This window comes from Profundibacter amoris (assembly GCF_003544895.1).
GTDB classification, from domain to species: Bacteria; Pseudomonadota; Alphaproteobacteria; order Rhodobacterales; family Rhodobacteraceae; genus Profundibacter; species Profundibacter amoris.
The window spans coordinates 540425-565632 of the sequence record NZ_CP032125.1 but is presented as its reverse complement, the minus strand read 5'-3'; the positions used below and the strand labels follow the sequence as shown (position 1 = coordinate 565632).

Below are 25208 nucleotides of genomic sequence, written 5' to 3'. Positions count from 1 at the left end.
ACAGGACTTGCGCCCCGCCGCCGCTTGTCTATAACCCCAAAGAATTTGCCGCTATTTGCACCTCGGGGGTCTGCCAAATGCCAAAAAGAGATGACATCAAATCCATCATGATTATCGGCGCAGGCCCTATCATTATCGGACAGGCCTGCGAGTTTGACTACTCTGGTGCGCAGGCCTGCAAAGCCCTGCGCGAAGAAGGCTATCGCGTTATTCTGGTCAACTCGAATCCGGCCACAATTATGACCGATCCGGAACTGGCCGATGCCACCTATATCGAGCCGATCACCCCCGAAATGGTTGCCAAAATCATCAAGGCCGAGCGTCCCGACGCATTATTGCCGACAATGGGCGGGCAAACCGGCCTGAACACGGCGCTGGAACTGGCCGATATGGGGGTTCTGGAAAAATACAACGTCGAGCTGATCGGCGCCAACCGCGAGGCCATCGAAATGGCCGAGGACCGCAAGCTGTTCCGCGAGGCGATGGATCGTCTGGGCCTTGAAAACCCGCGTGCAACGATTGCCGAAAACATGGATCAATGCATGGCCGCACTCGAGGATATCGGCCTGCCCGCCATCATCCGCCCCGCCTTTACCCTTGGCGGAACCGGCGGCGGCGTGGCTTACAATCGCGATGATTTCATCCATTTCTGCACCACGGGGCTGGATGCATCCCCCGTCAACCAGATCCTCATTGATGAATCCCTGCTGGGCTGGAAAGAATACGAAATGGAGGTGGTGCGCGATACCGCCGACAACGCCATTATCGTCTGTTCAATCGAAAACATTGATCCGATGGGCGTGCACACGGGCGACAGCATCACCGTCGCCCCTGCTCTGACGCTGACCGACAAAGAATACCAGATGATGCGCTCGGCCTCGATTGCGGTTTTGCGCGAAATCGGCGTGGAAACCGGCGGCTCCAACGTGCAATGGGCGGTGAACCCTGCCGATGGCCGCATGGTGGTGATCGAAATGAACCCGCGTGTTTCGCGCTCCTCGGCGCTGGCGTCCAAGGCAACGGGTTTCCCGATTGCCAAGATCGCCGCGAAACTGGCTGTGGGCTATACGCTGGATGAACTGGACAACGACATCACCAAGGTAACGCCCGCGTCATTTGAGCCAACCATCGACTATGTCGTCACCAAAATCCCGCGTTTTGCCTTTGAAAAATTCGCAGGTTCTGAACCGCTGCTGTCCACCGCGATGAAATCGGTTGGCGAAACCATGGCGATCGGCCGCACCATCCACGAATCCCTGCAAAAGGCGCTGGCCAGCATGGAAACCGGCCTGACCGGATTTGACGAAATGGAAATCGAAGGCGCCCCCGACAAGGCCGCCGTCACCCGCGCCATCAGCATGCAAACGCCCGACCGGATGCGCACCATCGCCCAAGCCATGCGCGAGGGGCTGACGGATGACGAAATCCACAATGCCACCATGTTTGACCCGTGGTTCCTGTCGCGCATCCGCGAGATCGTGGACGCCGAGGCACAGATCAGGGCAAACGGTCTGCCGGACAATGCCGATGCCTTGCGTAAAATCAAGATGATGGGCTTCTCGGATGCCCGTTTGGCCACGCTGACCGGCAAAACCGAAACCGATGTGCGCAACGCACGCCTTGCCGCCGGTGTCACCGCCGTCTTCAAACGCATTGATACCTGTGCGGCGGAATTCGAGGCCCAGACGCCCTATATGTATTCCACCTACGAGGCCCCGGCGATGGGCGACGTGGAATGCGAAGCGCGGCCCAGTGACAGGAAAAAGGTGGTGATCCTTGGCGGTGGCCCGAACCGGATCGGACAGGGGATCGAATTTGATTACTGCTGTTGTCACGCCTGTTACGCCCTGACCGATCAGGGCTATGAAACCATCATGATCAACTGCAACCCGGAAACGGTTTCCACCGATTACGACACATCTGACCGGCTGTATTTTGAACCTGTCACCTTTGAACATGTGATGGAAATCCTGCGGGTCGAGCAGGAAAACGGCACCCTGCACGGGGTGATCGTGCAATTCGGCGGGCAAACCCCGCTGAAGCTGGCCAATGATCTGCAAGACGCGGGCATCCCTATTCTGGGCACCTCGCCCGACAGTATCGATCTGGCCGAGGACCGCGAGCGGTTTCAGGAACTGGTGAACTCTCTGGGCCTGCTGCAGCCGAAAAACGGCATTGCCAGCACCGACGAGGAAGCCCTGGAAATCGCCGAGGAAATCGGCTTCCCCTTGGTGATCCGCCCCTCCTATGTGCTGGGTGGCCGGGCGATGGAGATCGTGCGCGATATGCCCCATCTGGAACGCTATATCGCCGAGGCTGTGGTGGTTTCCGGCGACAGCCCCGTGTTGCTCGACAGCTATCTGTCAGGTGCGATTGAAATGGATGTAGACGCGCTGTGCGATGGCAAGGACGTGCATGTCGCAGGCATCATGCAACATATCGAAGAGGCCGGTGTGCATTCCGGTGACAGCGCTTGTTCGCTGCCGCCCTATTCGCTGCCGCCCGAGATTATTCAAGAGGTTCACCGCCAGACCAAAGCACTGGCTTTGGCGCTGAATGTGGTTGGCCTGATGAACATCCAGTTCGCGGTCAAGGACGGCAAGGTTTTCCTGATCGAGGTCAACCCGCGTGCCAGCCGCACCGTGCCGTTTGTGGCCAAGGCGACCGATAGCGCCATTGCCAGTATTGCCGCGCGGATCATGGCGGGCGAGCCGCTGTCGAATTTCCCGATGCGGCCGCCCTACCCCGAAGGTGCCGGTCCCGACACACCGCTGCCCTTTGCCGATCCGATGTCGCTGGCCGATCCGGACATGCCGTGGTTTTCGGTGAAAGAGGCCGTGCTGCCCTTTGCCCGCTTCCCCGGCGTCGACACGATCCTTGGCCCCGAAATGCGGTCCACCGGCGAAGTCATGGGCTGGGACCGTTCCTTCGCGCTGGCGTATCTCAAGGCACAAATGGGGGCAGGTGTGGTATTGCCGACCGAGGGGGCTGTGTTCATCTCGATCAAGGATATGGACAAAACCACCGACATGGCCGACACCGCCCGCCTTATGATCGAGCTGGGGTTCAACCTGATTGCCACCCGTGGCACCGGCGCATGGTTGCAGGAAGACGGGATTGACTGCGAGATCGTGAACAAGGTGTACGAGGGCCGCCCCAACATCGTTGACCGGATGAAAAACGGCGAAATCGCATTGGTGATGAACACCACCGAAGGCGCACAGGCGGTCGAGGACAGCCGCGAAATCCGCTCGGTGGCCCTGAATGACGGCCTGCCCTATTTCACCACGGCGGCGGCCAGCCATGCGGTGGCCCTGGCGATGAAGTCGCGCGAAGAAGGCGAGTTGGGCGTGCGGAGCCTGCAGGGGTAAGCATCTTTTTTCATCAGGAGCCTATCAATGCGCCACCACGGAAACATGAAATGGCTGATCCTGACGATTACGGCGCTGTTCTTTCTGTTTGAATTCGTCACCCGCATCGAACCCAGCCTTGCCAACAGCGAAATCGCTGCACGTTTTCAGCTGAACAATGCCCAGTTCGGCACGCTGGCCAGCATATTCTTCTGGATCTATGCCCCGATGCAACTGATCGTCGGTCTGCTGCTGGACCGGTTCGGCGCGCGCCGGCTGATCCCGCCCGCCATTCTGGTTTGCGCCGGCGGTGTGATCCTGTTTGCCACAGCGGGCAACGCCTATATTGCCGGAATCGGGCGGTTTGCGACGGGGCTTGGGGCCTCGTTTGCCTTTGTCGGCTCGCTTTATGTGGTGAACCACTGGTTTGGGGCAGGGCGGTTTGCATTGCTGTCCGGCGTGGTGAACGCAGTCGGGATGCTGGGCACGGCGATCGGGGCGGTGGCGTTGACCTCGGTCATTGCCACAAGCGGCTGGCAAAATGTGTTCTGGGCCACCGGTATTGCCGGGCTGGTTCTGTTTGTCATTGCCCTGCTGTTCATGCGTGATCCGCCCGAACATGTCCCGGCCAGCAAAAAAACCACCAGCTTTATCACGCCCGTCCGTGTGGCGGTGCGCGATCCGCATATCTGGCTGATCGCCGTCATCGGCACGCTTTACTACATGCCGATCAATGTTTTTGGCGGGCTATGGGGCAATGCGGAATTGACCAAAGACCACGGTTTAAGTCCGGTTCATGCCGAAACCGCTGTTTCCATGATCTTTTGGGGACTGGCAGCGGGTAGCATCGCGGCGGGGTGGTTGTCGGATCATCTGGGCCACCGGAAATGGATCATCGTGATCGGGGCGTTTCTGACCTCTATCAGCTTTACCGCAGCGGTTTACCTGCCGACATCATCTGTGCCTTTGCTGTCGGCCCTGCTGTTCCTTAGCGGCTTTCTGGGCGGCGGGCAGATGCTGACATTTTCCATCGCCAAGGAAAGGCATACGGCGGATTATTCCGGCACGATCATTGCCTTTGTCAACATGATCGGCATTGGCGGGGCATTGATATTCCAGCCGCTTGTCGGGGCAATCGTCGATTTAAACAACGGCGATTTTGCATGGGCAATGCTGACCATGCCCGCCTGTCTTCTGTCGGCCGCGCTGCTATCCCTGTTGCTGATAGATAAACGCCATCCGGATCATATACCCGGACGTTAACGCTTAACCCCCTGCAACAGCGGCAGCAGATGCGACATGTCCGGCCCGTGGTCCATCCCCGTCAGCGCCTTGCGCAACGGCATGAACAATGCGCGGCCCTTGCGGCCTGTGGCCTCTTTCACCGCTTTGGTCCATGCGCCCCATGTGCCGGTATCCCACGGCTGCTCCGGCAACATCGCCAGCGCCTGTTCAACGAATTCCTTATCCTCGTCAGAAACCAGCGGCTTGGCCCCGTCGCGGCACAGCGCCCACCAGTCCTTCAGGTCGTCCAGCACGGTGATGTTTTCGCGTACTGTGTTCCAGAAGGCTTCGGCCAGATCATCGGGCACGCCCAGCGAACGGATGTAATCAGCCACCTCGGCAAAGGTCAGGGACTGGTTGTAATGCGCGGTTAGCGGGAACAGGTCATCCACGTCGAATTTGGTCGGCGCCGCCCCGAAATGCGACAGGTCGAACCCCTGAACCAGCTCCTCCATATCGGTGCGCAGTTCGACCGGATCGGATGTTCCCAGCCGCGCCATATGTGACAGCAGCGCCATCGGCTGCACACCCTGCGCCCGCAGATCACGCAGTGCGAGTGTGCCCAGACGTTTGGACAAAGCCTCACCCTGCGGCCCCGTCAGAAGCGAGTGATGCGCAAAGGTCGGCACCGTGCCGCCCAGCGCCCGAATGATCTGGATTTGCGTGGCGGTGTTGGTCACATGGTCCGAGCCGCGCACCACATGGGTGATACCAAAATCAATGTCATCACAAACCGAGGCCAGCGTATACAGGAACTGCCCGTCGCCACGGATCAGCACGGGGTCAGACACGCTTGCCGCGTCAATCGACAGATCGCCAAGAATACCGTCAGTCCACTCGATCCGTTCCTGATCCAGCTTGAAACGCCAATGCCCCGCACCGCGCTCGTTGCGCAGGCGGGCCTTTTCCTCGTCCGAAAGCTCAAGCGCGGAGCGGTCATAAACCGGCGGTTGCCCCATATTCAGTTGCTTCTTGCGCTTCAGATCCAACTCCATCGGCGTTTCGAAACATTCATACAACCGCCCGCTGGCGCGCAAATCATCCGCCGCCTGATTATAGCGATCCAGCCGCGTTGACTGCTTTTCCATCCGGTCCCAAGTCAGGCCCAGCCATTGCAGATCTTCCATGATCCCGTCCGCATATTCCTGTTTGGAACGCTCGGGGTCGGTATCATCCAGCCGCAAAATGAATTGCCCGCCAGCCTTGCGGGCAATCAGGTAATTCATCAGCGCGGTGCGCAGGTTGCCAACGTGGATATAGCCGGTCGGGGACGGGGCGAAACGGGTGGTTGTCATGGATCAGGTCCGGTTGTTTGGGTTCGCCTAGCTCTTACGGCAATTTTGGCCGATGTGGAAGGGGGCGTCAGGCGTAACTGACCACCTCGACCTCGACCGCATCCGGATCGTTGAAATAAAACCGCCGACCCGGCTCATAATCGGCGTGTGAATGGATGTCACAGCCCGCTTTGCGCACCCGTTCCTCGATGGCGTCCAGATCATCGACCACAACAGCGATATGGTTGATGCCGCCAACATGGGAATAGCTGTCGGCGGCCGGCTCGAAATCGCCCTTGGTATATAGCGCGACATAGCTGTTTTCACCGCCCACATGCAGGGTAACGCCGCCATGTATTGCTGTGCCCTGCCAACGGATTTTCCAGCCGAACAGTTTGCTATAGAGCGCGGCGGTGACCTCGGGGTCACGCACGGTGATATTGACGTGTTCCAGATATATTTCCGACATTTTATTTCCTTTCTATACTTGATTTATAACTTGTAATTCCTCAAGCTAACTTGAGGTCAAGGGATATTTTCAAAAGGAATTCCATGCGCGCATCTGATGAAATGACAATCGGCAATCTGGCACGTCGCACCGGTCTGGCGGTTTCGGCCATTCGCTATTACGAGGAACAGGGGCTGGTCCGCCCCGAACGCAATTCGGGCGGGCAAAGGCGGTTTCGGCGCTCGGACATCCGCCGCCTGTCCTTTGTGAAGATTGCGCAGCAGTTCGGTTATACCCTGCCCAAAATCGCCAGCCTGATGGCCACCCTGCCCGAGGGGCGCACGCCCACCAAACGCGATTGGGAAAAGATCAGTCGCAGTTTTCGGCGAACGTTGGATGAACAAATCCAGACACTGGAACAGATGCGTGACAATCTGGATGGCTGCATCGGCTGTGGCTGCCTGTCGCTGAAAATATGCCGTCTATATAATGATCAGGACCGCGCCGCGCGCCTTGGGCCAGGCCCCCGCTATATGATGGGGGACCGGCCCAAGGATCTGGATTAACAGCAGCTTTGGCCGCTTTTGGTCGGGGTGCAACCGCATGTTTCCCCTTCAGGTGCCACGACGGGGGCCGCGTCATTTGCCGCCGCGTCAAAAGCAAAATCCAGCTTCTCGGTAGCTTCGTCGCGTATGTGGCGTGCGATTTCGATCACCGCATTGATCTGGTGCTCTGGCACCCCTGCCCCGCGCAACCGCTCAAGCTGGCATTGGCCCATTGCCGGATGGTTGGCGGCAATGCCCGACGCCAGCGATACCATCGCGACGATATTGGAGTGAAGTTGTGGTTCGTTATCCATGAAAATCCCCTGCTATCCCTGCACCCATTCCTGCACCTTTTCAGGTGCCGGAACGCCGCCCGCGTGAACCAGCTTTTCGTCCAGCACAACACCCGGGGTGGACATAACGCCATAGCCCATGATCGCGCCCATATCGGTGACTTTTTCCACCTCGACGTCGACACCTGCGGCCTTGGCCGCCTGTTCGATCATCTCGGCGGTGTTTTCGCAGTTTTTGCAGCCACTTCCGAGGACTTTAAAATGTTTCATCTATATTGCTCCGATTGATTAGAAGATTGCATTGAACAGAAAACCCACAGCCAGAATGCCGCTGCCGACCACACCGACAAACACGGCGATCAGTTTTATCGTCAGCACTTTGCGCAGGATCAGCATTTCCGGCAGGGACAGGGCGATCACGCTCATCATAAAGGCCAGCACAGTGCCCAGTTCGGCGCCCTTGCCAAGCAGGGCCTCGACAATCGGGATCACACCGGCGGCATTCGAATACATTGGAATGCCCATGCCCACCGCCACCGGCACCGACCACCACTGCCCCGATCCCATGATCGAAACCATCGTATCCTCGGCCACATAGCCGTGGATGACCGCACCCAGACTGATCCCGATGATGACCCAGATCCAGACCTTGCCGACGATCTCTTTGACAGATTCAATGCCCTGCCCGTAACGGTCCGCCATGGTCAGATTTTCCTCGGGCAAGGCGCCAGCGGCCTGCCCCATGTGAATGTCTTTGACCCAGTCCTGCAACCAACCTTCCAGCCGGAAGCGCCCGATCACCCAGCCCGCGACAATGGCAATTGTCAGCCCGAAGAACAGATAGATCAGCGCCACTTTCGGCCCGACCAGCCCCCAAAGCAGCACCAGCGCCACCTCGTTCACCATCGGCGCGGCGATCAGAAAGCTGAAGGTCACCCCCAGCGGCACCCCAGCGGACACGAACCCGACGAACAGGGGAACGGCCGAGCAGGAACAAAACGGCGTCACAATGCCCAGGCTGGCGGACATCACATTGCCCACGCCTTCGCGTTTTCCCGAAAGCAGGGCGCGGGTTTTTTCCGGACTGAAAAAGCTGCGGATAACCCCCATCCAGAACACAATCAGCGCAAGTAGCATGATCACCTTGGGCGTATCGTAAAAGAAAAAGGCCAGTGCCTCGCCTGTATGACTGCTGCGATCCACCGGCAACAGGGCGGTCAGCCATTCGGAAAAGGCGGGCAGCTGTTTGTAGATCAGGAACCAGATGATCGTCGCGGCGACAACACCCATATGCCAAAACCACGCCGGACGGCTCGGGGACTCCATGGATTGAACCGTCATGCGACTGTCCTTTCCTGAGATGCTTCGGCAGCAAAGATAGCATCAATAACCGCCGCAATTTCAGGGGCAAGGTTGGCATTCCTGCGATAGCGAACCCATTGCGCATCGCGCCGGTCTGTTACCAACCCTGCGTCTTTCAGTGTTTTCATATGCCGTGACATACGGCTTTGCGATGCGTCCAGTTTGGCCATCAATTCGCAAACACAGTGTTCGCCGCCGCCCCAAAGGATATGTAGTGCACGGCGCCTTAATGGGTCGGCAATAGCGTTTAAAACAGTCTGCATAACTGGAATCCCGAATATGTTGCTAACTGCATATGCCTTCAATCGCATATGCAGTCAATAGCATATGCGAACTTTTCAACAATCGAGGAAACCTTTGAAACCAAACTGCCAGAGCGATTCACTTCAGGTTTCGCAAAGCGATATCGTCTCTTTACTAAATCAAACGATTGATTAAGATTGCGATGCAAGCCCCGCCCCCTACCCCGACCCAAGGAGGCATTGATAACAATGAGCAATCAATCCCGCGGATCAACACGACTTGCCCTCATCGACGCGGGGGTGCGTTTGTTTGGGGAATTCGGGTATGATGCCACATCAACCCGACAGGTCGCACAGGCTGCGGGCGCAAATATTTCGGCGATTTCATACTATTTCGGTGGCAAGAAGGGCCTGCGATTGGCCTGTGCCGAACATATAGCCGAACATCTGGCAATGGCAGTTTCCGGTTTGGAAAAGATTGACGACATGTCCCCCGAAGACGCCGCATCAAAGCTGGAACAGGTTCTTTCGGAATTTGTTCACATTTTACTAGAGCAGCCGCAGGGTAAGGAAATGGCTCAGTTCATGTTAAAAGAGGTGGCGCAGGTAAGTGAGGTCCTTGACCTTGTTTTCCCAAAATTCATTGCCCCTGTTCATGAATCCGTGTGTCTGCTTTGGGCCAAAGCAACCGGTCAGAATGCAAGCAGCTCTGATGTTATGCTGACAGTTTTTTCACTGGTCGGACAGGTCATATACTTCAGGGTCGGTCAGGAAATTGTGCGCCGGCGTATGGGCTGGAATAGCGTTGAACAGACAGAAGTGTGCGCCATACAGAACGTAATCCGGACTAACCTGCGGGCAACACTGGATGTCGCAAGAAAAGGATCAATCCAATGAGCTTCCTATGTTCCATCCCTCTGGTAAATTCGCTTTTGTCTGCCTGTTTGGCCCCGTTCCCGCTGGCAACCGGATATGTTGAAGGTGAATATATTTTGCTGGCCCCGATCGAAATTGCCCAGATATCCGAGGTTACAGTAAAACGCGGGGATATAATCGGCGCGGGGCAGGAACTGGTCGTTCTTGAACGTCGCGATGCGGAAATTGCCGTGTCTCAGGCACAGGCAGCGTTGGCGCTGGCCAAAAGCAAACTGGCGGATATCTCGCAAGGGCGGCGGCCCGAGGAAATTGCTGTAATCGAGGCATCCTTGCGGTCGGCCAAAGCACAGGCCGCAGAAGCAAAGCGCGAACTGGAACGGCAGGCGGATTTGGTGCGCCGCGGGGCAATTTCGCAATCGAAATATGATCTGGCAAAGACCCAAAGCGAGGTGTCCGACGCCCATGTTGCCGAGTTGGAGGCAAACCTTGCCGTTGCGAAACTGCCCGCCCGCAAAGACGCAATTGCCGCGGCAAAAGCCAGCGTCGCGCAGGCACAGGCATCATTGGAGAACGCGCTTTGGCGTTTATCAAAACGCACCATGGTGGCCAGCAGGGATGGCACAATAATTGACATTATTCGCAGCGCTGGCGAAACGGCCGGACCGCAAGCCCCCGTATTGTTGGTCTTGCCAAACGGGGCAATCAAACTGCGTCTGTATGTGGCCGAAAGCTATCTTTCCGAGATCCAGCTGGGCACGGCACTGGCGGTAGAGTGTGACGGTTGCGCAAAGGGCATAACAGCGACAGTCAGCTATATTTCAGCGGGGCCGGAATATACGCCGCCTGTAATCTATTCGCTCGAAAACCGGCAAAAACTGGTCTACCTGCTAGAAGCCCGCCTTAAAGGAGATGGCACCCTGAAGCCGGGCCAGATCGTCAACGTCGATTTGATCGAGGCGGCGGAATGAAAGCCATCGACGTTCACGGGCTGGTCAAACGTTACGGCGGCAAAACCGTCGTCGATAATGTTTCCATAGCCGTTGAACAAGGCGAGATTTCAGGGTTTCTGGGGCCGAACGGATCCGGCAAAACCACCACCATCCGTGTCATGTGCGGCTTGCTGACACCGGATGCGGGCGGGGGCACGGTACTGGGCATGGATCTGCACCGCGACCAGCTAAAGATCAAACGCGAGGTCGGCTATATGACCCAGCGGTTCTCGTTTTACGAGGACATGTCGATCGAGGAAAACCTGATGTTTGTTGCGCGCCTGTACCAGTTGAAACCGGCGCGGCAAGTGGTGCGTGATACACTGGAAAATCTGGGCCTGTCTGCACGGCGTGCACAACTGGCCGGCAGGTTGTCGGGCGGGTGGAAGCAGCGTTTGGCCCTGGCTGCCTGCATCATGCACAAACCCAAATTGTTATTGCTGGATGAACCCACAGCAGGTGTTGACCCCAAAGCGCGGCGCGAGTTCTGGGATGAAATCCATGCGCTGGCGGCAGACGGGGTGACCGTTCTGGTTTCAACCCACTACATGGACGAGGCCGAAAGATGCCATCGCATAAACTACATTTCCTATGGCAGATTATTGGCCAGCGGCACCGTTCACGACGTTGTCAATAATGCGGCCTTAACCACCATGGTTGTTGAAGGCGCAGATGTGCATCAGGTCGCCATAAGGCTAAACGGCAAACAAGGCGTTGATCAGATCGCCCCGTTCGGCAATACGCTGCATATTGTCGGGCAGGACGGGGTCGCCCTGAAGAAAGCGGTCAAAGCGGCGGTGACGGGGCTGCAAGTGACATCGCATCAAGGGGAAACCAGTCTGGAAGATGTGTTCATCCAGTTCATGTCGAAATCAAAGGATAACATGACATGAGGGGCTGGTTTTCGTTCACCCGTCTGGCTGCATTGCTGATCAAGGAATTGATCCAGATGCGGCGCGACCGGATAACATTTGCAATGATGTTGGGCGTGCCCCTGATGCAGTTGGTCCTGTTCGGCTTCGCCATCAACAACGATCCAAAAGAGCTTCCTGCTGCTTTGGTAACCAGTAGCCAGGACAGGTTCACCCGGGCCATGGTTTCGGCGTTGGAGATCACCGGTTATTACCGTTTCAACCATGTTGTCGACAGTCAGGTCGAGGCCGAGAAGCTGATTGAAAACGGCACCGTTTCCTTTGTCGTGACCATCCCTTCGGATTTCACCCGCAGGGTGCTGAAAGGTGATCGACCGCAGATTTTGATCGAGGCGGATGCAACCGATCCTGCTGTGGCCTCGGGTGCAATTTCAACCCTTGGCACGGTTGCGGCGCAGGCATTGACGCGTGAATTGGGGGCCGATGTGAAGGCCGCTGATCAGGCGGCGCGCCAATTGGAAGTGGTGGTGCATCGACGATATAATCCCGAAGGTATCACCCAATATAACATCGTGCCCGGCCTGCTGGGGGTGATCCTGCAAATGACTATGGTGATGATGACATCAATGGCCCTGACACGGGAAATCGAACGCGGCACTATGGAAAACCTGCTGGCGATGCCCGCCAATCCGCTGGAAATCATGCTGGGCAAGGTGATCCCGTTTCTGATTGTCGGATCGGTACAGGTGGTCGTGGTTTTGTTGGCTGCAAAGCTGTTGTTCGGGGTTCCATTCGTTGGGTCGATGACACTATTGCTTGTCGGCATTTTCATCTTTGTCTTTGCGCTGGTTTTGTTGGGATATGCGTTCTCGACCTTTGCAACGACCCAGATGCAGGCCATGCAGTTAACGTTCTTTTACTTCCTGCCATCCCTGTTGTTGTCCGGCTTTATGTTCCCGTTCCGCGGCATGCCCGTCTGGGCACAATACATCGGCGAGATGTTTCCCTTAACCCATTTCCTGCGCATTATACGCGCGGTGATGCTTAAGGGGGCCAATCTGGAAGCGGTCGGCACGCCCATGGCCGCAATGCTGCTGTTCACATTCGGTTTCGGCCTACTGGCGCTTTTACGGTTCCGCCGGACACTGGATTAGAAGCCGTCACTTACCATTCGGGAAAAACAGCCCCTGGCAAATGTTATGCATCAACATCAAATAACGGCCCGACACCGTGCTGGCGCAATTCGCTGCCAGCGCGTTCCAGTATCAGGCAATCCACACCGCGCTTTTGGGCAAATGCACGCCCGTCGGACACCCCCAGCACCAGAATGGCGGTGGCCATTGCGTCCGCCGTCATTCCGTCTGCGGCCACCACCGTGACACCGGCAATGCCGGGAAGTGTCGGTCCACCCATGCGGTGGTCCATCGTGTGCGAAAGCCGCATGCCATCCACCTCAACCCAGTGGCGGTAATCGCCCGAGGTGGCCACGGCCGCATCCTGCAATTCCAGCATCGACAGCGGCAGGCGGGCGTCATAGGCCGGTTTTTCGATCACAACGGACCACGGGGTGCTGTCGGGTTGCACGCCCTTGGCCCGCAATTCCCCGTCCAGTGCCACAAGGGCCGAGGGGATGTTGAAATCACCGCAAACCCGCATCATCCGGTCCACGCCGTATCCTTTGGCGATGCCGGACAGATCCAGCGCCAACGGGGCCAGTTTGCGGGCGCGAAGGCCCTGTTCATCCAGTTCCAGCACCTCGTGCGTGGGCTGGCGGGGTCGGCCCAGATTGGCACGGATTGTGGCTTCGTCGGCGTTATCGGCACCAAAGCCCCAGGCCGAAACCAGATCCCCCAGCCCGATGTCAAACGCCCCGTCCGGGGCCTGTCCGATCTCCAGCCCGCGCGACAGCACCTGCATCAGTTCGGGCGGAACCGCCACCCATTCCCCGACCGGTGCCGCGTTCAGGCGCATCAGGTCGCTGTCCGCTTTCCATGTGGACATCTGCGCATCCACCTGCGCCACCGCATCGGCCAGCGCGGTTTCAACGGCAGCCGGATCAATCCCTTCGGGCAGGCCCAGATCGGCGGTCCAGCGGGTGCCCATCACAGGGCCAGCCATTTTGATACGGATCAGTTCAATAGACATCTTCGACGTATCTTCCCTGGGCTTTCAATTCGATCGGACACAGACCATGCGGGGCAAGCACATCGTGCAGGGCCTGTGTCACACCGGCGGCCATTTCCCGCCCGCCACAGACCAGAATCTGCGCGCCACCCTCAATCAGGGCGGCAATTCTGGCAGCGTCACGGCGCAGGATGTCCTGCACATAGGCGCGTTGTTCTGTGCGCGAGGCGGCGATGTTCACCGTTTCCAGATGGCCAGCGTCCTGCCATGCGGGCATTTCCTCGCCATAGAACAGGTCGGATGCTTCGTGGCGGATGCCGAAATACAGGTGCATCGGGCGCTGTCTGGTGTTGGCGCGAGCAAAGCCGGCCAGCGGGCCGATACCGGTGCCGGCCCCGATCAGGATCACCGGCTTTTTGTTGCGGGCGGGGCGGAAATCGGGGTTGGGGCGGATGAAAGCGGTGATGCTGTCACCGATTTGCAAATCCAGCAACTGCCCCGAACACAGTCCATGCGCGTGTTTCTTCACGCAAATCTCGACAAAACCGTCACCGGTGCCGCTGGCCAGAGAATAAAGCCGGGCGATGTCCGATCCTTGGGGCAGGATGCCCAGCAGATCACCGGCCTCGAACCGTTTCCAGCCACGGCCACGCAGACGGTCCAGCAGGGACGTACGGGGCAAGGCAAAGCGCAGGATCGCGGTGGGGGCCTGCACCTCCTGGCCATATTCACGGCGGGAAATCAGGGTCAATTGGCGGGTTTTGGGCTGTACCGGTTCATGCACCAGCGCCAGTTCATGGCCCAGCGCCTGACCCAGCGCCGCACCCCAGCGGGCGAAATCCTGTGGCGATTGCTGATCGACCGTATCCATCGGGATCAGTTGATCCCAACCTTTTTCTTCTGCCTGTTCAACCGCTTGCTGTGCAAAGGCGCAATAGGCGGGGAACTGGCGGTCGCCAAAACCCAGAACGGCCAACCTGGCAGCAGGGGCGGTTTTCAGCGCAATCAACTTGTCCATAAACCCTTTGGCCGAGGACGGGGCCGCGCCATCACCATAGGTGGCGGCCAACAGGATGATCTGTTTGGCGGATGTGTATTTTTCAGGCTCGAACCGCGACATCGGGGCGGCGTGGACCGAATGGCCCTTGGCCATCAGCGCATCTTGCAACGTGGCGGCAAAGCCCCATGTGCTGCCCCCTTCCGAGCCAACAAGGATCACGGTATCGGCCTGTTTTGCGGCCACGCCTTTGGGCATTTTCGGACGGGCGCGGCGGGCGGCCCACCACATGATCACGCCGGTTGTGGCCATCACCGGCACACCCAGAACCATCAGGCCCATGATCAGTCCCAGCCACCACGCACCCTGACCGGTGTGCAGCATATAGATGAATTCGAACACCTGCTGCCACGGGCCAAGCGACTGCCAGGCCAGCAGAACGCCGGTGCCTTGGTCGACATAGCCTTCGCCACTGTCGGTGCTGATTGTGTAAACATCGGTCGGGTCATCGGCATAGGGAAAGGTCAGATCGCGCATCTGACTGACCGGGATGGCGGCAAGGGCGGGCATATCGGCCGGGTTCAGGCCCATTTCACCGCTGACTTGCGCAGGGAAATCGGGGGTAGTGTTTTCCTGTGGCAAAACCTCGAAGGTATTGGCCACCATGTAAAGCGAAGTCACCGAGGCAAGGATCAGACCTGCTGCGGTGAAACGTCCGATTTCCACATGCAACCGACCGGCCAGCGGGCCACGGGTGCGGGCAAAGAACTGCCGCCAGCCGCCCATGCGCCGCGCCACCAGAAACAGACCCGAGATCGACAAAAACAGCATCGCCAGTGCACCGGCGGCTGCCGTCAGACGACCCCCGTCGCCCAGCAACAGCGAGCGGTGCAGGCTGGTCAGCCATTGCACAACCGGCGAGGTGTCATAATCAGCAGCCCCCTTGCCGGTGGCAGGATCAACCACCACTGCACCGGCAACATCGCCTTCAAAGTAATAGGCGGTGATGCGACCCGAAGGCGCGCGTTTGATCTGCTCGACCGCCGGATAGTTTGCGGATACCCGCGCCGCCAGATCGGCCACGCTCAGGCTGGTTTCGGTCATGGCGGGGGCCTGTAGTTTGTTCCAGGCGGGAATAACCGAAAGGGTTACACCGCTGATGGCCAGAACCAGCACCAGAACAGTGGCAAACAGACCGGCGTATTTATGCAGAGAACGCAGCATCACGGGTATCCTTATCACGGGGTATCGGGGATTATTTAAAGGTAAAGCTGCTGACGTAACGCTTGCCGCGTGCCGGTTTGCCTGCGTTGGCACTGGTCAGCGGGATCACCACATCATTGGCCATATCGCGCCCGTCCTCGACGGAACTGTCAACGTGCAGCTTGTAACCCGCGTCAAACAGTGCATCCGACAGATCAAGGGTGATTTTCAGCGTGCGCCCCGCGCCAACACTGGCGCCTGTGATCCCACGCACCTGCCCCAGATCGCCGCGTGTGGCACGATGCCAGCCCGGAAGGTGCTTGTAATATTTCGATTTGCCACCGGCCATCCACAGGGTGCCTTTGTAGGCGCCGCTTTTGTCGGTGACATAAAGCGCCAGATAGGCGCCGGGGCCGCGATAGTTTTTCATCTGCGCGGTAAAGGTAACGGGTTTGGCGGCAACAGCGACAGGTGCGGCGATTGCAGTGGTCAGGGCCAGAACGGACAGTAGGGTTTTCATTTCATAGTCTCCAGATTTCGTTTTCTTGCATTCGTTTTGACGCCCCCGCCTGACCCTTACCTGACATGTTGCAAAAAACTGCTTCAGGTTGCTGTCAGCTTTGGAAATTCGGGTTTCCCAAAAAAGTGGCCCCGCTCTTGTGGGGAAAGAGACGGGGCCGGGGGACGTTCTGTGAGTGAACGGGGGTCGTCAGGCAATATCGTCAGGTGCCGCAGCCAGCTTTTTGCCTGTGATCATAGCGCGGGCCAGATTTTCCTTGTGGCGTCTGCTGGCATAGATCACCCCGGCGACATGCAGGAAAATCAGCAGCAGCAACAGGTTGGCGAAAAACTCGTGAATTTCCTCCATGGCTTCCTCGTCGCCTTCGCCATAGCCACCGTATTCGCGCTCTTCGTCCCCGTCCGAATCGGCAAAGGCCGGTGTGACAAAGGCCGGCATTTCGGGCAACATGGCCATGCGCTCCGGCTCGACCATCAGCCAGCCGGTGAAACCGGTGGCCCCCGTCGTCGCCAACAGGGCAACCACCATTACAGCACCCAAAGGATTGTGCCCAATATAACGCTTTTCGCGCTTGTTCAGCATATCCCTGGTATAGTCGATCACCGCTTTCGGGCCACGAATGAACTGGCTGAAACGGGCATAGCGCGGGCCAATGAAACCCCAGACCAGACGAAAAGCTATCAGGCCAAGGGCTGCGTAACCGGCCCATTCGTGCAGGGCTTCGCCGTCTTCACTGGTCAGCCATGCAATGGCGATGCTGGCGACAAGGCCCCAGTGGAACAGCCGCTGCAAGGGATCCCAGACCTTGATCATTGGATAATCACCTTCGGCTTGCCACCCGGTGCGAACAATCCGTTATCGGGGGGATTGGATGGGGTCATCGGGGCTGCGTTGCCGCCATTGCTGCGGCGAGAGCCATCATCATCGTCGTCGTCTTCATGTTCATCTTCTTCGCGATGTTTGCGGCCCTCGTATTCCATTTCGATAACGGCCAAAGTGGCCGGATCAATCTTGGCTTCGATTTTCCGGCCCGAGGCGTCATATCCTTTGACCTCGTAACAACCATCATCAATCTTGATACGGCGCACTTCCCAGCCTTGCGCCTCGGCCATGCTGCGCACCGCATCGCGCGATTGCCATTGCGACATAGGCACATAGAAATCATCATCATCGGCATAGGCAAGGGTGCCTACCGACAGGGTGGCCAGAACACTGGCAAGCATTAGCGATTTTTTCATTTTCCATCTCCCGCTTCGGGTTAAGTTGCCTGCTTTATGCGCGCGATTCCTGACGCCAACCTGAAGGATTTATTCTTTTCTGCTTCAGGTGGCTGTCAGCTTTGTGCAAGATAGAGGGGCGCAGAGTATTCATGGCAGGACAGCAGATGCGGGTTTTATTGATCGAGGATGATACGGTGCTGGGCGCAGGTGTGCGCGACCAGATCAAGGCCGAAGGCCACTCCGTCGATTGGGTCACCCGACTGGACGAGGCAAGTGACTATCTGGCCAGTGCTGCCTATGATTTGCTACTGCTGGATCTGATGCTGCCTGACGGGCGGGGCCTGCCGTTTTTGCGCGAATTGCGCGGGCGGGGCGATGTCACACCGGTGATCATCCTGACCGCGCTGGACCAGATCAGCGACCGGATCGAGGGGCTGAATGCGGGGGCGGATGATTATATGGTCAAACCGTTTGATCTGTCCGAACTTTCGGCGCGGCTGGCCGCTGTTGCGCGGCGCTATTCCGGCAACCCCAACCCTTTGATTACCATCGGCAATCTGGAAATTGATCTGGCCGCCAAATCGGTGCGCCGTAACGGCAAGCCGGTCAGGCTGACCGCACGCGAATGGGTGCTGTTCGAGGCCTTCGTGCAGCGCCCGGGGCAGATATTGTCCAAAGCCCAGCTCGAGGAACGGCTCTATGCCTTTGACACCGAGGTCGAGAGCAACACCATCGAGGTGCATGTCAGCCGCCTGCGCAAGAAGCTGGACAAAGGCACGATCGAAACCGTGCGCGGCATGGGGTATCGGTTAGGGGGGGCAGCATGAGGCTGCCGTCCTCGCTTCAGGCGCGGCTGGCGCTGGCGATTGGTCTGGGGGTGGCGGTTTTGTGGGTTGTAACATCGCTTATCACCGCGGCCACCATTCGCAGCGAAATCGACGAGGTGTTTGACAGCGCCCTTCAGGAAACCGCCCAACGCATCCTGCCGCTGGCCGTTCAGGATATATTCGAACGCGAGGATGACGGCACCGAACAACTGATCACAACCCTGCGCGAACACGACGAATTCCTGACCTATGTGGTGCGTAACAAAGCAGGACGGGTGCTGTTGCGATCGCATGACGCCGATATCCGCGACTTCCCGCCCTATTCCGAAATCGGCTTTGTCCAGACAGCCACCCACCGGCTGTATTACGACGCGGCCCTTGGCGATGAATTCAATATCGCCATTGCCGAACCGCTGGACCACCGCGCCGAAGTTTCGCGCGAAACCCTGATGGCGCTGGGTCTGCCGCTGTTTATCCTGCTGCCGCTGACACTGGGCGGAATCTGGGTGCTGGTGCGCCTGATGCTGCGCCCCTTGCGCGGGTTTCGGGCCGGGGTGGCCAGCCGCGATGGCAACGACCTGACGCCGGTTGATACGGGCGATCTGCCCGACGAAATCACCCCCGTGGCCGAAGCGGTCAACGCCCTGCTGGCCCGCCTGCAACGCACGCTGGCGGCCGAACGCAGTTTTACCGCCAACGCGGCCCATGAGTTGCGCACCCCTGTGGCCGCCGCATTGGCCCAGACGCAACGTCTGGGCGCGGAAACCGGCGAGGAGGGCACACGCAAGCGGGCAGATGACATCGAGGCCTCGCTGAAGCGTCTGAACCGCCTGTCGGAAAAGCTGATGCAGATGGCGCGGGCCGAAGGGGCCAATCTGTTAAGCGATACGCCGCATGATCTGGCGGTGGTGCTGCGGATGGTGGCCGATGATCTGGCGCATGCCGACAACGGCAACCGGCTGATGCTGGACCTGCCGCCGGAACCGGTGATGTCACGGGTAGATGCGGATGCCTTTGCCATTGCCACCCGCAACCTGCTGGAAAACGCCCTGCGCCACGGGGATGAAAATGCGCCTGTCAACGTCACATTGAAACAGGATGGCACATTGTATGTGGTTAACGCTGGCCCAGTGGTTGCGCCCGAGGTTCTGGGTGTTTTGACACAGCGGTTTGCCCGCGGCGATAGCAGTGCCAAAGGCAGTGGGTTGGGATTGGCAATTGTAAATACTATTGCCAATGGTATTGGCGGAAAATTGGATATTTCATCGCCTGCAACAGGACGTAACGACGGGGTTCAGGTTATACTGCATCTGCCGCAACTCTCGTTCAGCGATCTGGGAACTGACACCGATGGTTCATACCGGGATAAAGAGCAATAATTGATGAGTTGGCTGGGACGGTAGGATTCGAACCTACGATCTGCGCTACCAAAAAGCGTTGCCCTACCACTAGGCCACGTCCCAACTTGTCGGGTAAATACGATGGACCGAGAGACTCTTCAAGCCCTGAAATGAGAAAAATTTTTCAACCCGATTTATTCTTCCAATGCGTCCCTGTTCAGCAGGTCTCCTGCTTCGGTTTCGCCGCGTTCGGACGCGATCATGCGTTCCAGTTCTGCTGTTTCTTCGGTGCCCACATTTTCGATCGACTCTTTTTCGGCCTTTCGTTTTGCGCTAGCAGTGGGTTTTTTCGCGGCTTCCAGCAATGCTTCCCTTACTTTTCGTATGGCTTCGCCCCGGGCCAGGGAAACATCTGATTCACGCTGATCCACCCAAAGGGATACCCGCAAAGTTGCCTTGTCCGCATCCGCAGATTCAATCCATACATTCGGGGACGGGGTTTCCAGCACAAAAGGCAAAGCCTTGACCGTTTCCAGAACCACACGGCGTTGCTGTTTCAATCCTTTTCCGGCATCGACGGTCTGGTCAAACGTAACCCGTCGGGATTTATTGCGCGTGTAGTTGATGATCCGGCTTTTGAACACAGTGGCGTTGGGGATACGGATATGGTTGCCATCCAGTGACAACAGGATCGTGGCCCGCGATGTCAGACGGATGACCTTGCCGACATCCCCGCCGATCTCGATCAGGTCATTCGGGCGGAACGGCTGGCGCATGGACAGCAGGATCGAGGCGATAAAGTTTTCCACCGTGTCACGCACGGCAAAACCGATGGCCAGACCGATGATCCCGGCGGCCCCCAGAATGGTTGATAACAACGCCGTTGCGCCAACAATATCCAGCGCCACCACGACTGCAGCAATGATCGACGCGACCCGTATGATCTGCCGGTAAATATCGGCAATAAAGGCGTTCGGGGCCAGTCCGTCCCACAGTTGTTTGCGACGGGCAAGGGCAAAGCCGGCAAACACGATCAGTGCAAAAACAACCAACGCGACCAGAGCCAAGGGAATAAATGCAACAGCCTGTTTGATGCGGGTGATGAAACGCTCGATCGCGGGGTTCAGGCGCTGGACAACATCGGTGGTTTCCGTGACCTCGTTCTCGATGGTGACAACACCGTCCACCCGGCTGACCAGCTCGCCCAGTCGCGTGATGGCCTCGCCATCCAGAGCCGTGCCCCGCAGCGATACAATACCCGATGAAACGGTGACGGTTACATCGTCATAGCCTTCAAGTTCACTCAGGATGTCACGCAGGCGCACAGCAATCGCGGCATCCTGCTGGGCGCTGTCTTCAACCTCGATAGTGCCGGTGGGCTGGGCGGCACCATCCTGTGCAACGGCAGGAAAGGACAACAGAAGAAGTATTAGCAGGCTTTTAATCAGGCGCATTGCGGCAATCCGTTTGTTTATAATCTGGCGCGACCTTAGCCGCGCCGGATTTGCAATGCCAGTCAGATATTCCTGACCCTGTCAAAATGTCTGGTCATAATCCCCGACAGCAGGTTCCGTGCGGATCACCGCGTCAATATCGGCAAAGATCGCCCGCATCTCGACGTCGCTTTCGGGGCTTTCGCAGACCACCACTAGATTTGGCGTGTTGGACGAGGCCCGCACCAGCCCCCATGCGCCGTTGTCCAGAATAACCCGCGCGCCGTTCACCGTGACGACCTGTGTAATCTTGCGCCCTGCGATGCTGCCACCGTCCTTGTGCCGCTGCACCAGCTTGGCCACCAGCCGCTCCAGCACCTCGTATTTCTCGGTATCGGCGCAATAGGGCGACATGGTGGGCGTGGCCCATGTTTGCGGCAGGGCGCGGCGCAGGTCTGACATGGATTTATCCGGGTTGCGGTCCAGCAGCTTGCAGATTTCCACCGCTACCCGCAGCCCGCAGTCATAGCCACGACCAATCGGTTCGGCCAGAAAGTAGTGGCCGGATTTCTCGAACCCCGCCAGCGCACCAATTTCCTTTACCCGGCGTTTCATATGGCTGTGGCCGGTTTTCCAGTAATCGGCCTTGGCGCCGTATTTCTGCAACTCTGGATCCGAGGCATAAAGTCCGGTTGATTTCACATCGGCCACAAAGGTGGAATTCGGGTAAAGCCGCGCAAAATCGCGGGCCATGATCACGCCCACCTTGTCCGCAAAAATTTCCTCGGCCGTATCGTCCACCACACCGCAACGGTCCCCGTCACCATCGAACCCCAGCGCCAGATCGGCCCCCGAGGCGGTGACCGCCGCCGCCATATCGTGCAACATTTCCATTGCTTCGGGGTTCGGATTGTAATGCGGAAAACTGTAGTCCAGTTCATTGTGCAGCGGCACCACTTCGACACCAATACGTTCAAACAGTTCCGGCGCAAAGGCACTGGCGGTACCGTTGCCCGTGGCACAGACCACCTTGAGCGGACGGGACATTTTGAAATCACCAACCAGATCGTCAAGGTATGCTTCTTTCACCCCGTCAACAAATTCATAGCGCCCGCCGTCATGCGGTTTGCCATGCCCACTCATCACGATATCGCGCAGTTCGGCCATTTCGTCGGGGCCGTGGGTCAACGGGCGTTCAAAGCCCATTTTAACACCGGTCCATCCGTTCGGATTATGGCTGGCCGTGACCATCGCCACCGCAGGGGCATCCAGATGGAACTGGGAGAAATAGGCCATCGGCGACAAGGCCGGGCCGATGTCTTTGACATAGATGCCGGCCTGCATCAGCCCCAGCATCAGGGCGTTTTTGATTGACAGGGAATAGTCGCGGTAATCATTGCCAACGGCAATGACGGGTTCGATCCCCCGATTGCGCATCTGGGTGCCAAGGCCAAGGCCAAGTGCTGTGATGCCGGCCAGATTGATATCCTCGGGGTATTTCCAGCGGGCGTCATACTCGCGAAAACCGGTTGGTGTGATCATTGCGTCACGTAGGAATTCCCAGGTGTTCTCGGCGACCTGCTGTCTTGGTTTTGTCACTTTGTATATCTCGCTATTGAATAGATCGGCTTCAGGATGAAACCTGTTCCCGCAGGATCGAAGCCGTCAGGGAAATCATAAGATAGGCACCCGAAAAGATAAGAAGCGCCAATAAGGTATTTTCGAATTTTCGCGGGTATGCTGCTTCGTCAGGCTTAACCGGGGAAACCCCCATTGAAAGATATCTGGTTTGCCGGTTTGCCTCGACGCGGGAATTTTCCAACTGCTGCAAGGCGGCTTCCAGCATCATGGTGCGCGTTTCCACCTCTCTTTCGGCGCCGCGCAATTCGCTGGTTCTACGTGCAACGGAAACATCATTGCCTGAATTGGAGACAAGTTTCCCGCGCACTTCCTGAATCTTGCTTTTCAGTGAATTAACCTTGCGTTCCAAAGGGGCCAGTTTGGCCGGGTTCGGACGCGGGTTGGATCGTAGCTCTTCCAGTGAAAGTTCAGCTTGCAGCAATTCCTGTTCCAGAAGTGCTATGCTATTTGTAAGCAGGGCAACCTCGACCTCGGTGTTGATTATTTGCAAGGTTTCCTGCAACGAATTGACCTTTTCCTGCGCTATATCCAGCTGTTCCTTGGCCTCCGAATAATTATCCTCTGCACCTTTCATTTGGTCGTCGCGCATGCGGGATGTCATATGATCCACCTGCTCTTCTGCATAGGAAATCAGGGCATTTGAATATAGGACACTTGTATCGGGATCAGCGGCAATCACCTCCATTTTGACAATGCCTTCTGTCGGATCATAGCTTAGGATCACATGGCGTTTGTACAGTCTGTAAGTCTGTTCATTCGTGGCGTCAGGATCGAGCCGCTGGATCGGATCGATCCAGTCCTGTGAAAAATGTGCCTTGAAGCCATATTCCCGATCCAGACGCAACATTGCGTCCCGTGACTGAAGATAGCTTTGCACGGTAATAGAATCCTGCGAGGTGGCCAATCCCGTGCCGCCAAACAGGCTGCCAATCTTGCTCCCGCCTTGCGAGTCAGCTTTTTGAATGACGAATTGAGATGTCGTCGAATACATCGGCGTGGCAATATTGTAAAAGTAATATCCAACCAGAATTGTCGGCAGCAGCACAAAAAATGCCAGCCGCGTAAACAGCAGGAACAGTCTACGCCGACGACGTCGCGCAATATCACGCTGAACTTCCAATATGGCTTTGGCGCGCGCGCCAGCAGTGTCCACATTGGTTGAGGGCAAATTGGTTTTTGCCAGCGGTACAGTTTGGGGAAGTTGGGTCCTGCCCCCTGCCCCATCGCTATTGTTTTCAGTTGCGATGATCGCATTTCCGCGCTGGAACGGATCAACACCTTTGGCGCGCAGCAGTCTGACAGCGTCAAAATCCGACGTCGCCTTCAGCCCGTGTTTTTGCGCCACCCTACGGGCCATTCGCAACTGGCGGCCGGTCAGGCCCTCTTTTCGGATTTCCTGTATCTCCTGCTCGACAGAAACTTCGCGGGCATCGCTGACTTCACCGCTAACACCCTTGCCCGCTTCCCCTTTTTCACCAGAAGAACCGTTAAGGGGGCCACTGCCGCGAATCCTGTATTTTTTGGCTCTAGGCTTCATAGTCATAAAGTTGCTTTGCCTCTTCCAAAGTATCAAACATGTGCAGTTGGCCCTCCCGAAGGACAGCCGCCGAACGGCAATATTTCTCCAGCGTTTCAGGTTTGTGCGAAACAATCAGAACAGTTGTGGTTTCCAACCTTTCACGCAGAATATCACCCGCCCTTTTATTGAATTCGGCGTCGGTTGTCGACGGCATCCCTTCGTCAATAAGATATAGATCAAAATCCAGCGCCAGCATGAGTGAAAAACTGAACCTGGATCGCATTCCCTGACTATATGTGCCTACCGGCATGTCGAAATACTCATCCAGATCGCACATCCAGCGACAGAACGCTTCAATATAGTCTGGATCCAGCCCGTACAGCCGCGCTATATAGCGTGAATTCTCCATCGCCGACAGCTTGCTGATCACCCCCCCCATAAACCCCAGCGGGAACGAAACACGGCAATTTTTTATGATTTGCCCTTCATCCGGTTTTTCAAGCCCGGCAACCATGTTTATCAACGTTGTTTTTCCGGTGCCATTCTTGGCCAGAATTCCCATGGAATTACCCAACTCCACACGAAAAGATGCGCGATCAAGGATCACCTTGCGCTGTTTGCCGGTCCAGAAGGACTTGCTGACATTTATAAATTCGAGCATTTATGCTCCGGTATAGCATCCATTGGCACCGTGCGTTCTAACAGGTTTTTGTTAATTTCTTCTGCACGGCCTATTCATCTGTTATGTCGGGAGTATTCCCGAAATTCCAACAGCAACAGGGGAAATACGCCGGATTTGTTGCATTTTTTGCCGGATTGCACCAGTTTCAGCGACAGATTTCACGCTTG

General features: G+C 57.3%; 24 protein-coding genes and 1 tRNA gene. 9 read left to right on the top strand and 16 right to left on the bottom strand.

The genetic code is table 11. The annotated features are described in order from the left end of the window. Positions 1 to 77 precede the first annotated feature (77 nt). Complete coding sequence (carB, locus tag BAR1_RS02770; RefSeq protein ID WP_118941600.1) at positions 78 to 3371, top strand: carbamoyl-phosphate synthase large subunit; 3294 nt, start codon at positions 78 to 80, stop codon at positions 3369 to 3371. A gap of 27 nt (positions 3372 to 3398) precedes the next feature. Next, positions 3399 to 4613 (top strand): MFS transporter, encoded by a 1215-nt coding sequence (locus BAR1_RS02765; protein ID WP_118941599.1) that lies wholly within the window; start codon positions 3399 to 3401, stop codon positions 4611 to 4613. On the opposite strand, the gene gltX is transcribed toward BAR1_RS02765, so the two are convergent. Next, a complete protein-coding gene (gene gltX / locus BAR1_RS02760; protein ID WP_118941598.1) occupies positions 4610 to 5929 on the bottom strand; it encodes a glutamate--tRNA ligase in 1320 nt (439 codons plus the stop codon). The genes BAR1_RS02765 and gltX overlap by 4 nt on opposite strands. 67 nt (positions 5930 to 5996) lie before the next feature. Beyond that, positions 5997 to 6377 carry a VOC family protein gene (locus tag BAR1_RS02755; protein WP_118941597.1) on the bottom strand — a complete coding sequence of 127 codons (381 nt, stop codon included), beginning with the start codon at positions 6375 to 6377 and terminating at the stop codon, positions 5997 to 5999. 83 nt (positions 6378 to 6460) lie between these two features. Here BAR1_RS02755 and soxR point away from each other — a divergent pair, with 83 nt between their 5' ends. Then, a complete protein-coding gene (gene soxR, locus BAR1_RS02750; protein WP_118941596.1) occupies positions 6461 to 6922 on the top strand; it encodes a redox-sensitive transcriptional activator SoxR in 462 nt (153 codons plus the stop codon). Here the strand turns inward: soxR and BAR1_RS02745 are convergent. From BAR1_RS02745 to BAR1_RS02730, 4 genes are read right to left on the bottom strand one after another with little or no spacing between them, the layout of a single operon-like run. Next, positions 6919 to 7215, bottom strand: a complete 297-nt coding sequence (locus BAR1_RS02745) for a hypothetical protein (protein ID WP_118941595.1) — start codon at positions 7213 to 7215, stop codon at positions 6919 to 6921. The genes soxR and BAR1_RS02745 overlap by 4 nt on opposite strands. Before the next feature lie 12 nt (positions 7216 to 7227). Next, entirely contained in the window at positions 7228 to 7464 is a 237-nt protein-coding gene (locus BAR1_RS02740; RefSeq protein WP_118941594.1) for a thioredoxin family protein, read from the bottom strand. An 18-nt stretch (positions 7465 to 7482) separates the two neighbouring features. Further along, entirely contained in the window at positions 7483 to 8535 is a 1053-nt protein-coding gene (locus BAR1_RS02735) for a permease (RefSeq protein ID WP_118941593.1), read from the bottom strand. Then, positions 8532 to 8819 (bottom strand): ArsR/SmtB family transcription factor, encoded by a 288-nt coding sequence (locus BAR1_RS02730; RefSeq protein ID WP_118941592.1) that lies wholly within the window; start codon positions 8817 to 8819, stop codon positions 8532 to 8534. The genes BAR1_RS02735 and BAR1_RS02730 overlap by 4 nt, the downstream gene beginning before the upstream one ends. A 228-nt stretch (positions 8820 to 9047) precedes the next feature. Between BAR1_RS02730 and BAR1_RS02725 the strand changes: the two genes are divergently transcribed. Genes BAR1_RS02725 through BAR1_RS02710 form a run of 4 tightly spaced genes read left to right on the top strand, consistent with a single transcriptional unit; the run spans position 9048 to position 12689 of the window. Then, complete coding sequence (locus tag BAR1_RS02725; RefSeq protein ID WP_118941591.1) at positions 9048 to 9695, top strand: CerR family C-terminal domain-containing protein; 648 nt, start codon at positions 9048 to 9050, stop codon at positions 9693 to 9695. Then, the gene (locus tag BAR1_RS02720) at positions 9692 to 10642 is read left to right on the top strand and encodes an HlyD family secretion protein (protein WP_118941590.1); all 951 of its coding nucleotides are present in this window, start codon (positions 9692 to 9694) and stop codon (positions 10640 to 10642) included. The genes BAR1_RS02725 and BAR1_RS02720 overlap by 4 nt, the downstream gene beginning before the upstream one ends. After that, positions 10639 to 11556, top strand: a complete 918-nt coding sequence (locus BAR1_RS02715) for an ABC transporter ATP-binding protein (protein ID WP_118941589.1) — start codon at positions 10639 to 10641, stop codon at positions 11554 to 11556. The genes BAR1_RS02720 and BAR1_RS02715 overlap by 4 nt, the downstream gene beginning before the upstream one ends. Then, a complete protein-coding gene (locus tag BAR1_RS02710) occupies positions 11553 to 12689 on the top strand; it encodes an ABC transporter permease (RefSeq protein ID WP_118941588.1) in 1137 nt (378 codons plus the stop codon). Before BAR1_RS02715 ends, BAR1_RS02710 begins: the two co-directional genes overlap by 4 nt. 43 nt (positions 12690 to 12732) lie before the next feature. On the opposite strand, the gene BAR1_RS02705 is transcribed toward BAR1_RS02710, so the two are convergent. From BAR1_RS02705 to BAR1_RS02685, 5 genes are all read right to left on the bottom strand, one after another. Further along, positions 12733 to 13680 (bottom strand): FAD:protein FMN transferase, encoded by a 948-nt coding sequence (locus BAR1_RS02705; protein WP_228408700.1) that lies wholly within the window; start codon positions 13678 to 13680, stop codon positions 12733 to 12735. Further along, entirely contained in the window at positions 13670 to 15880 is a 2211-nt protein-coding gene (locus tag BAR1_RS02700; RefSeq protein ID WP_118941587.1) for a PepSY domain-containing protein, read from the bottom strand. The genes BAR1_RS02705 and BAR1_RS02700 overlap by 11 nt, the downstream gene beginning before the upstream one ends. Positions 15881 to 15911: 31 nt before the next feature. Next, positions 15912 to 16379 carry a DUF2271 domain-containing protein gene (locus tag BAR1_RS02695; protein WP_118941586.1) on the bottom strand — a complete coding sequence of 156 codons (468 nt, stop codon included), beginning with the start codon at positions 16377 to 16379 and terminating at the stop codon, positions 15912 to 15914. Between the two features lie 189 nt (positions 16380 to 16568). After that, complete coding sequence (locus BAR1_RS02690; RefSeq protein WP_118941585.1) at positions 16569 to 17192, bottom strand: cytochrome b/b6 domain-containing protein; 624 nt, start codon at positions 17190 to 17192, stop codon at positions 16569 to 16571. After that, a complete protein-coding gene (locus BAR1_RS02685) occupies positions 17189 to 17617 on the bottom strand; it encodes a PepSY domain-containing protein (RefSeq protein WP_118941584.1) in 429 nt (142 codons plus the stop codon). Before BAR1_RS02685 ends, BAR1_RS02690 begins: the two co-directional genes overlap by 4 nt. A 146-nt stretch (positions 17618 to 17763) precedes the next feature. On the opposite strand from BAR1_RS02685, the gene BAR1_RS02680 reads away from it, so the two are divergent. Together BAR1_RS02680 and BAR1_RS02675 are read left to right on the top strand one after the other, a co-directional pair. Continuing rightward, the gene (locus BAR1_RS02680; protein WP_118941583.1) at positions 17764 to 18426 is read left to right on the top strand and encodes a response regulator; all 663 of its coding nucleotides are present in this window, start codon (positions 17764 to 17766) and stop codon (positions 18424 to 18426) included. Further along, positions 18423 to 19805, top strand: coding sequence for an ATP-binding protein (locus BAR1_RS02675; protein ID WP_118941582.1), 1383 nt, complete (start codon positions 18423 to 18425; stop codon positions 19803 to 19805). The genes BAR1_RS02680 and BAR1_RS02675 overlap by 4 nt, the downstream gene beginning before the upstream one ends. 9 nt (positions 19806 to 19814) lie before the next feature. Here the strand turns inward: BAR1_RS02675 and BAR1_RS02670 are convergent. From BAR1_RS02670 to BAR1_RS02650, 5 genes are all read right to left on the bottom strand, one after another. Further along, positions 19815 to 19889, bottom strand: a tRNA-Gln gene (locus BAR1_RS02670). 71 nt (positions 19890 to 19960) lie between these two features. Next, positions 19961 to 21220, bottom strand: a complete 1260-nt coding sequence (locus BAR1_RS02665; RefSeq protein WP_118941581.1) for a mechanosensitive ion channel domain-containing protein — start codon at positions 21218 to 21220, stop codon at positions 19961 to 19963. An 81-nt stretch (positions 21221 to 21301) separates the two neighbouring features. Continuing rightward, a complete protein-coding gene (locus tag BAR1_RS02660) occupies positions 21302 to 22741 on the bottom strand; it encodes a phosphomannomutase/phosphoglucomutase (protein WP_407681530.1) in 1440 nt (479 codons plus the stop codon). A gap of 88 nt (positions 22742 to 22829) precedes the next feature. Continuing rightward, positions 22830 to 24383, bottom strand: a complete 1554-nt coding sequence (locus BAR1_RS02655; protein ID WP_118941579.1) for a capsule biosynthesis protein — start codon at positions 24381 to 24383, stop codon at positions 22830 to 22832. Then, the gene (locus BAR1_RS02650; protein WP_118941578.1) at positions 24367 to 25020 is read right to left on the bottom strand and encodes an ABC transporter ATP-binding protein; all 654 of its coding nucleotides are present in this window, start codon (positions 25018 to 25020) and stop codon (positions 24367 to 24369) included. Before BAR1_RS02650 ends, BAR1_RS02655 begins: the two co-directional genes overlap by 17 nt. Between the last annotated feature and the right edge of the window lie 188 nt (positions 25021 to 25208).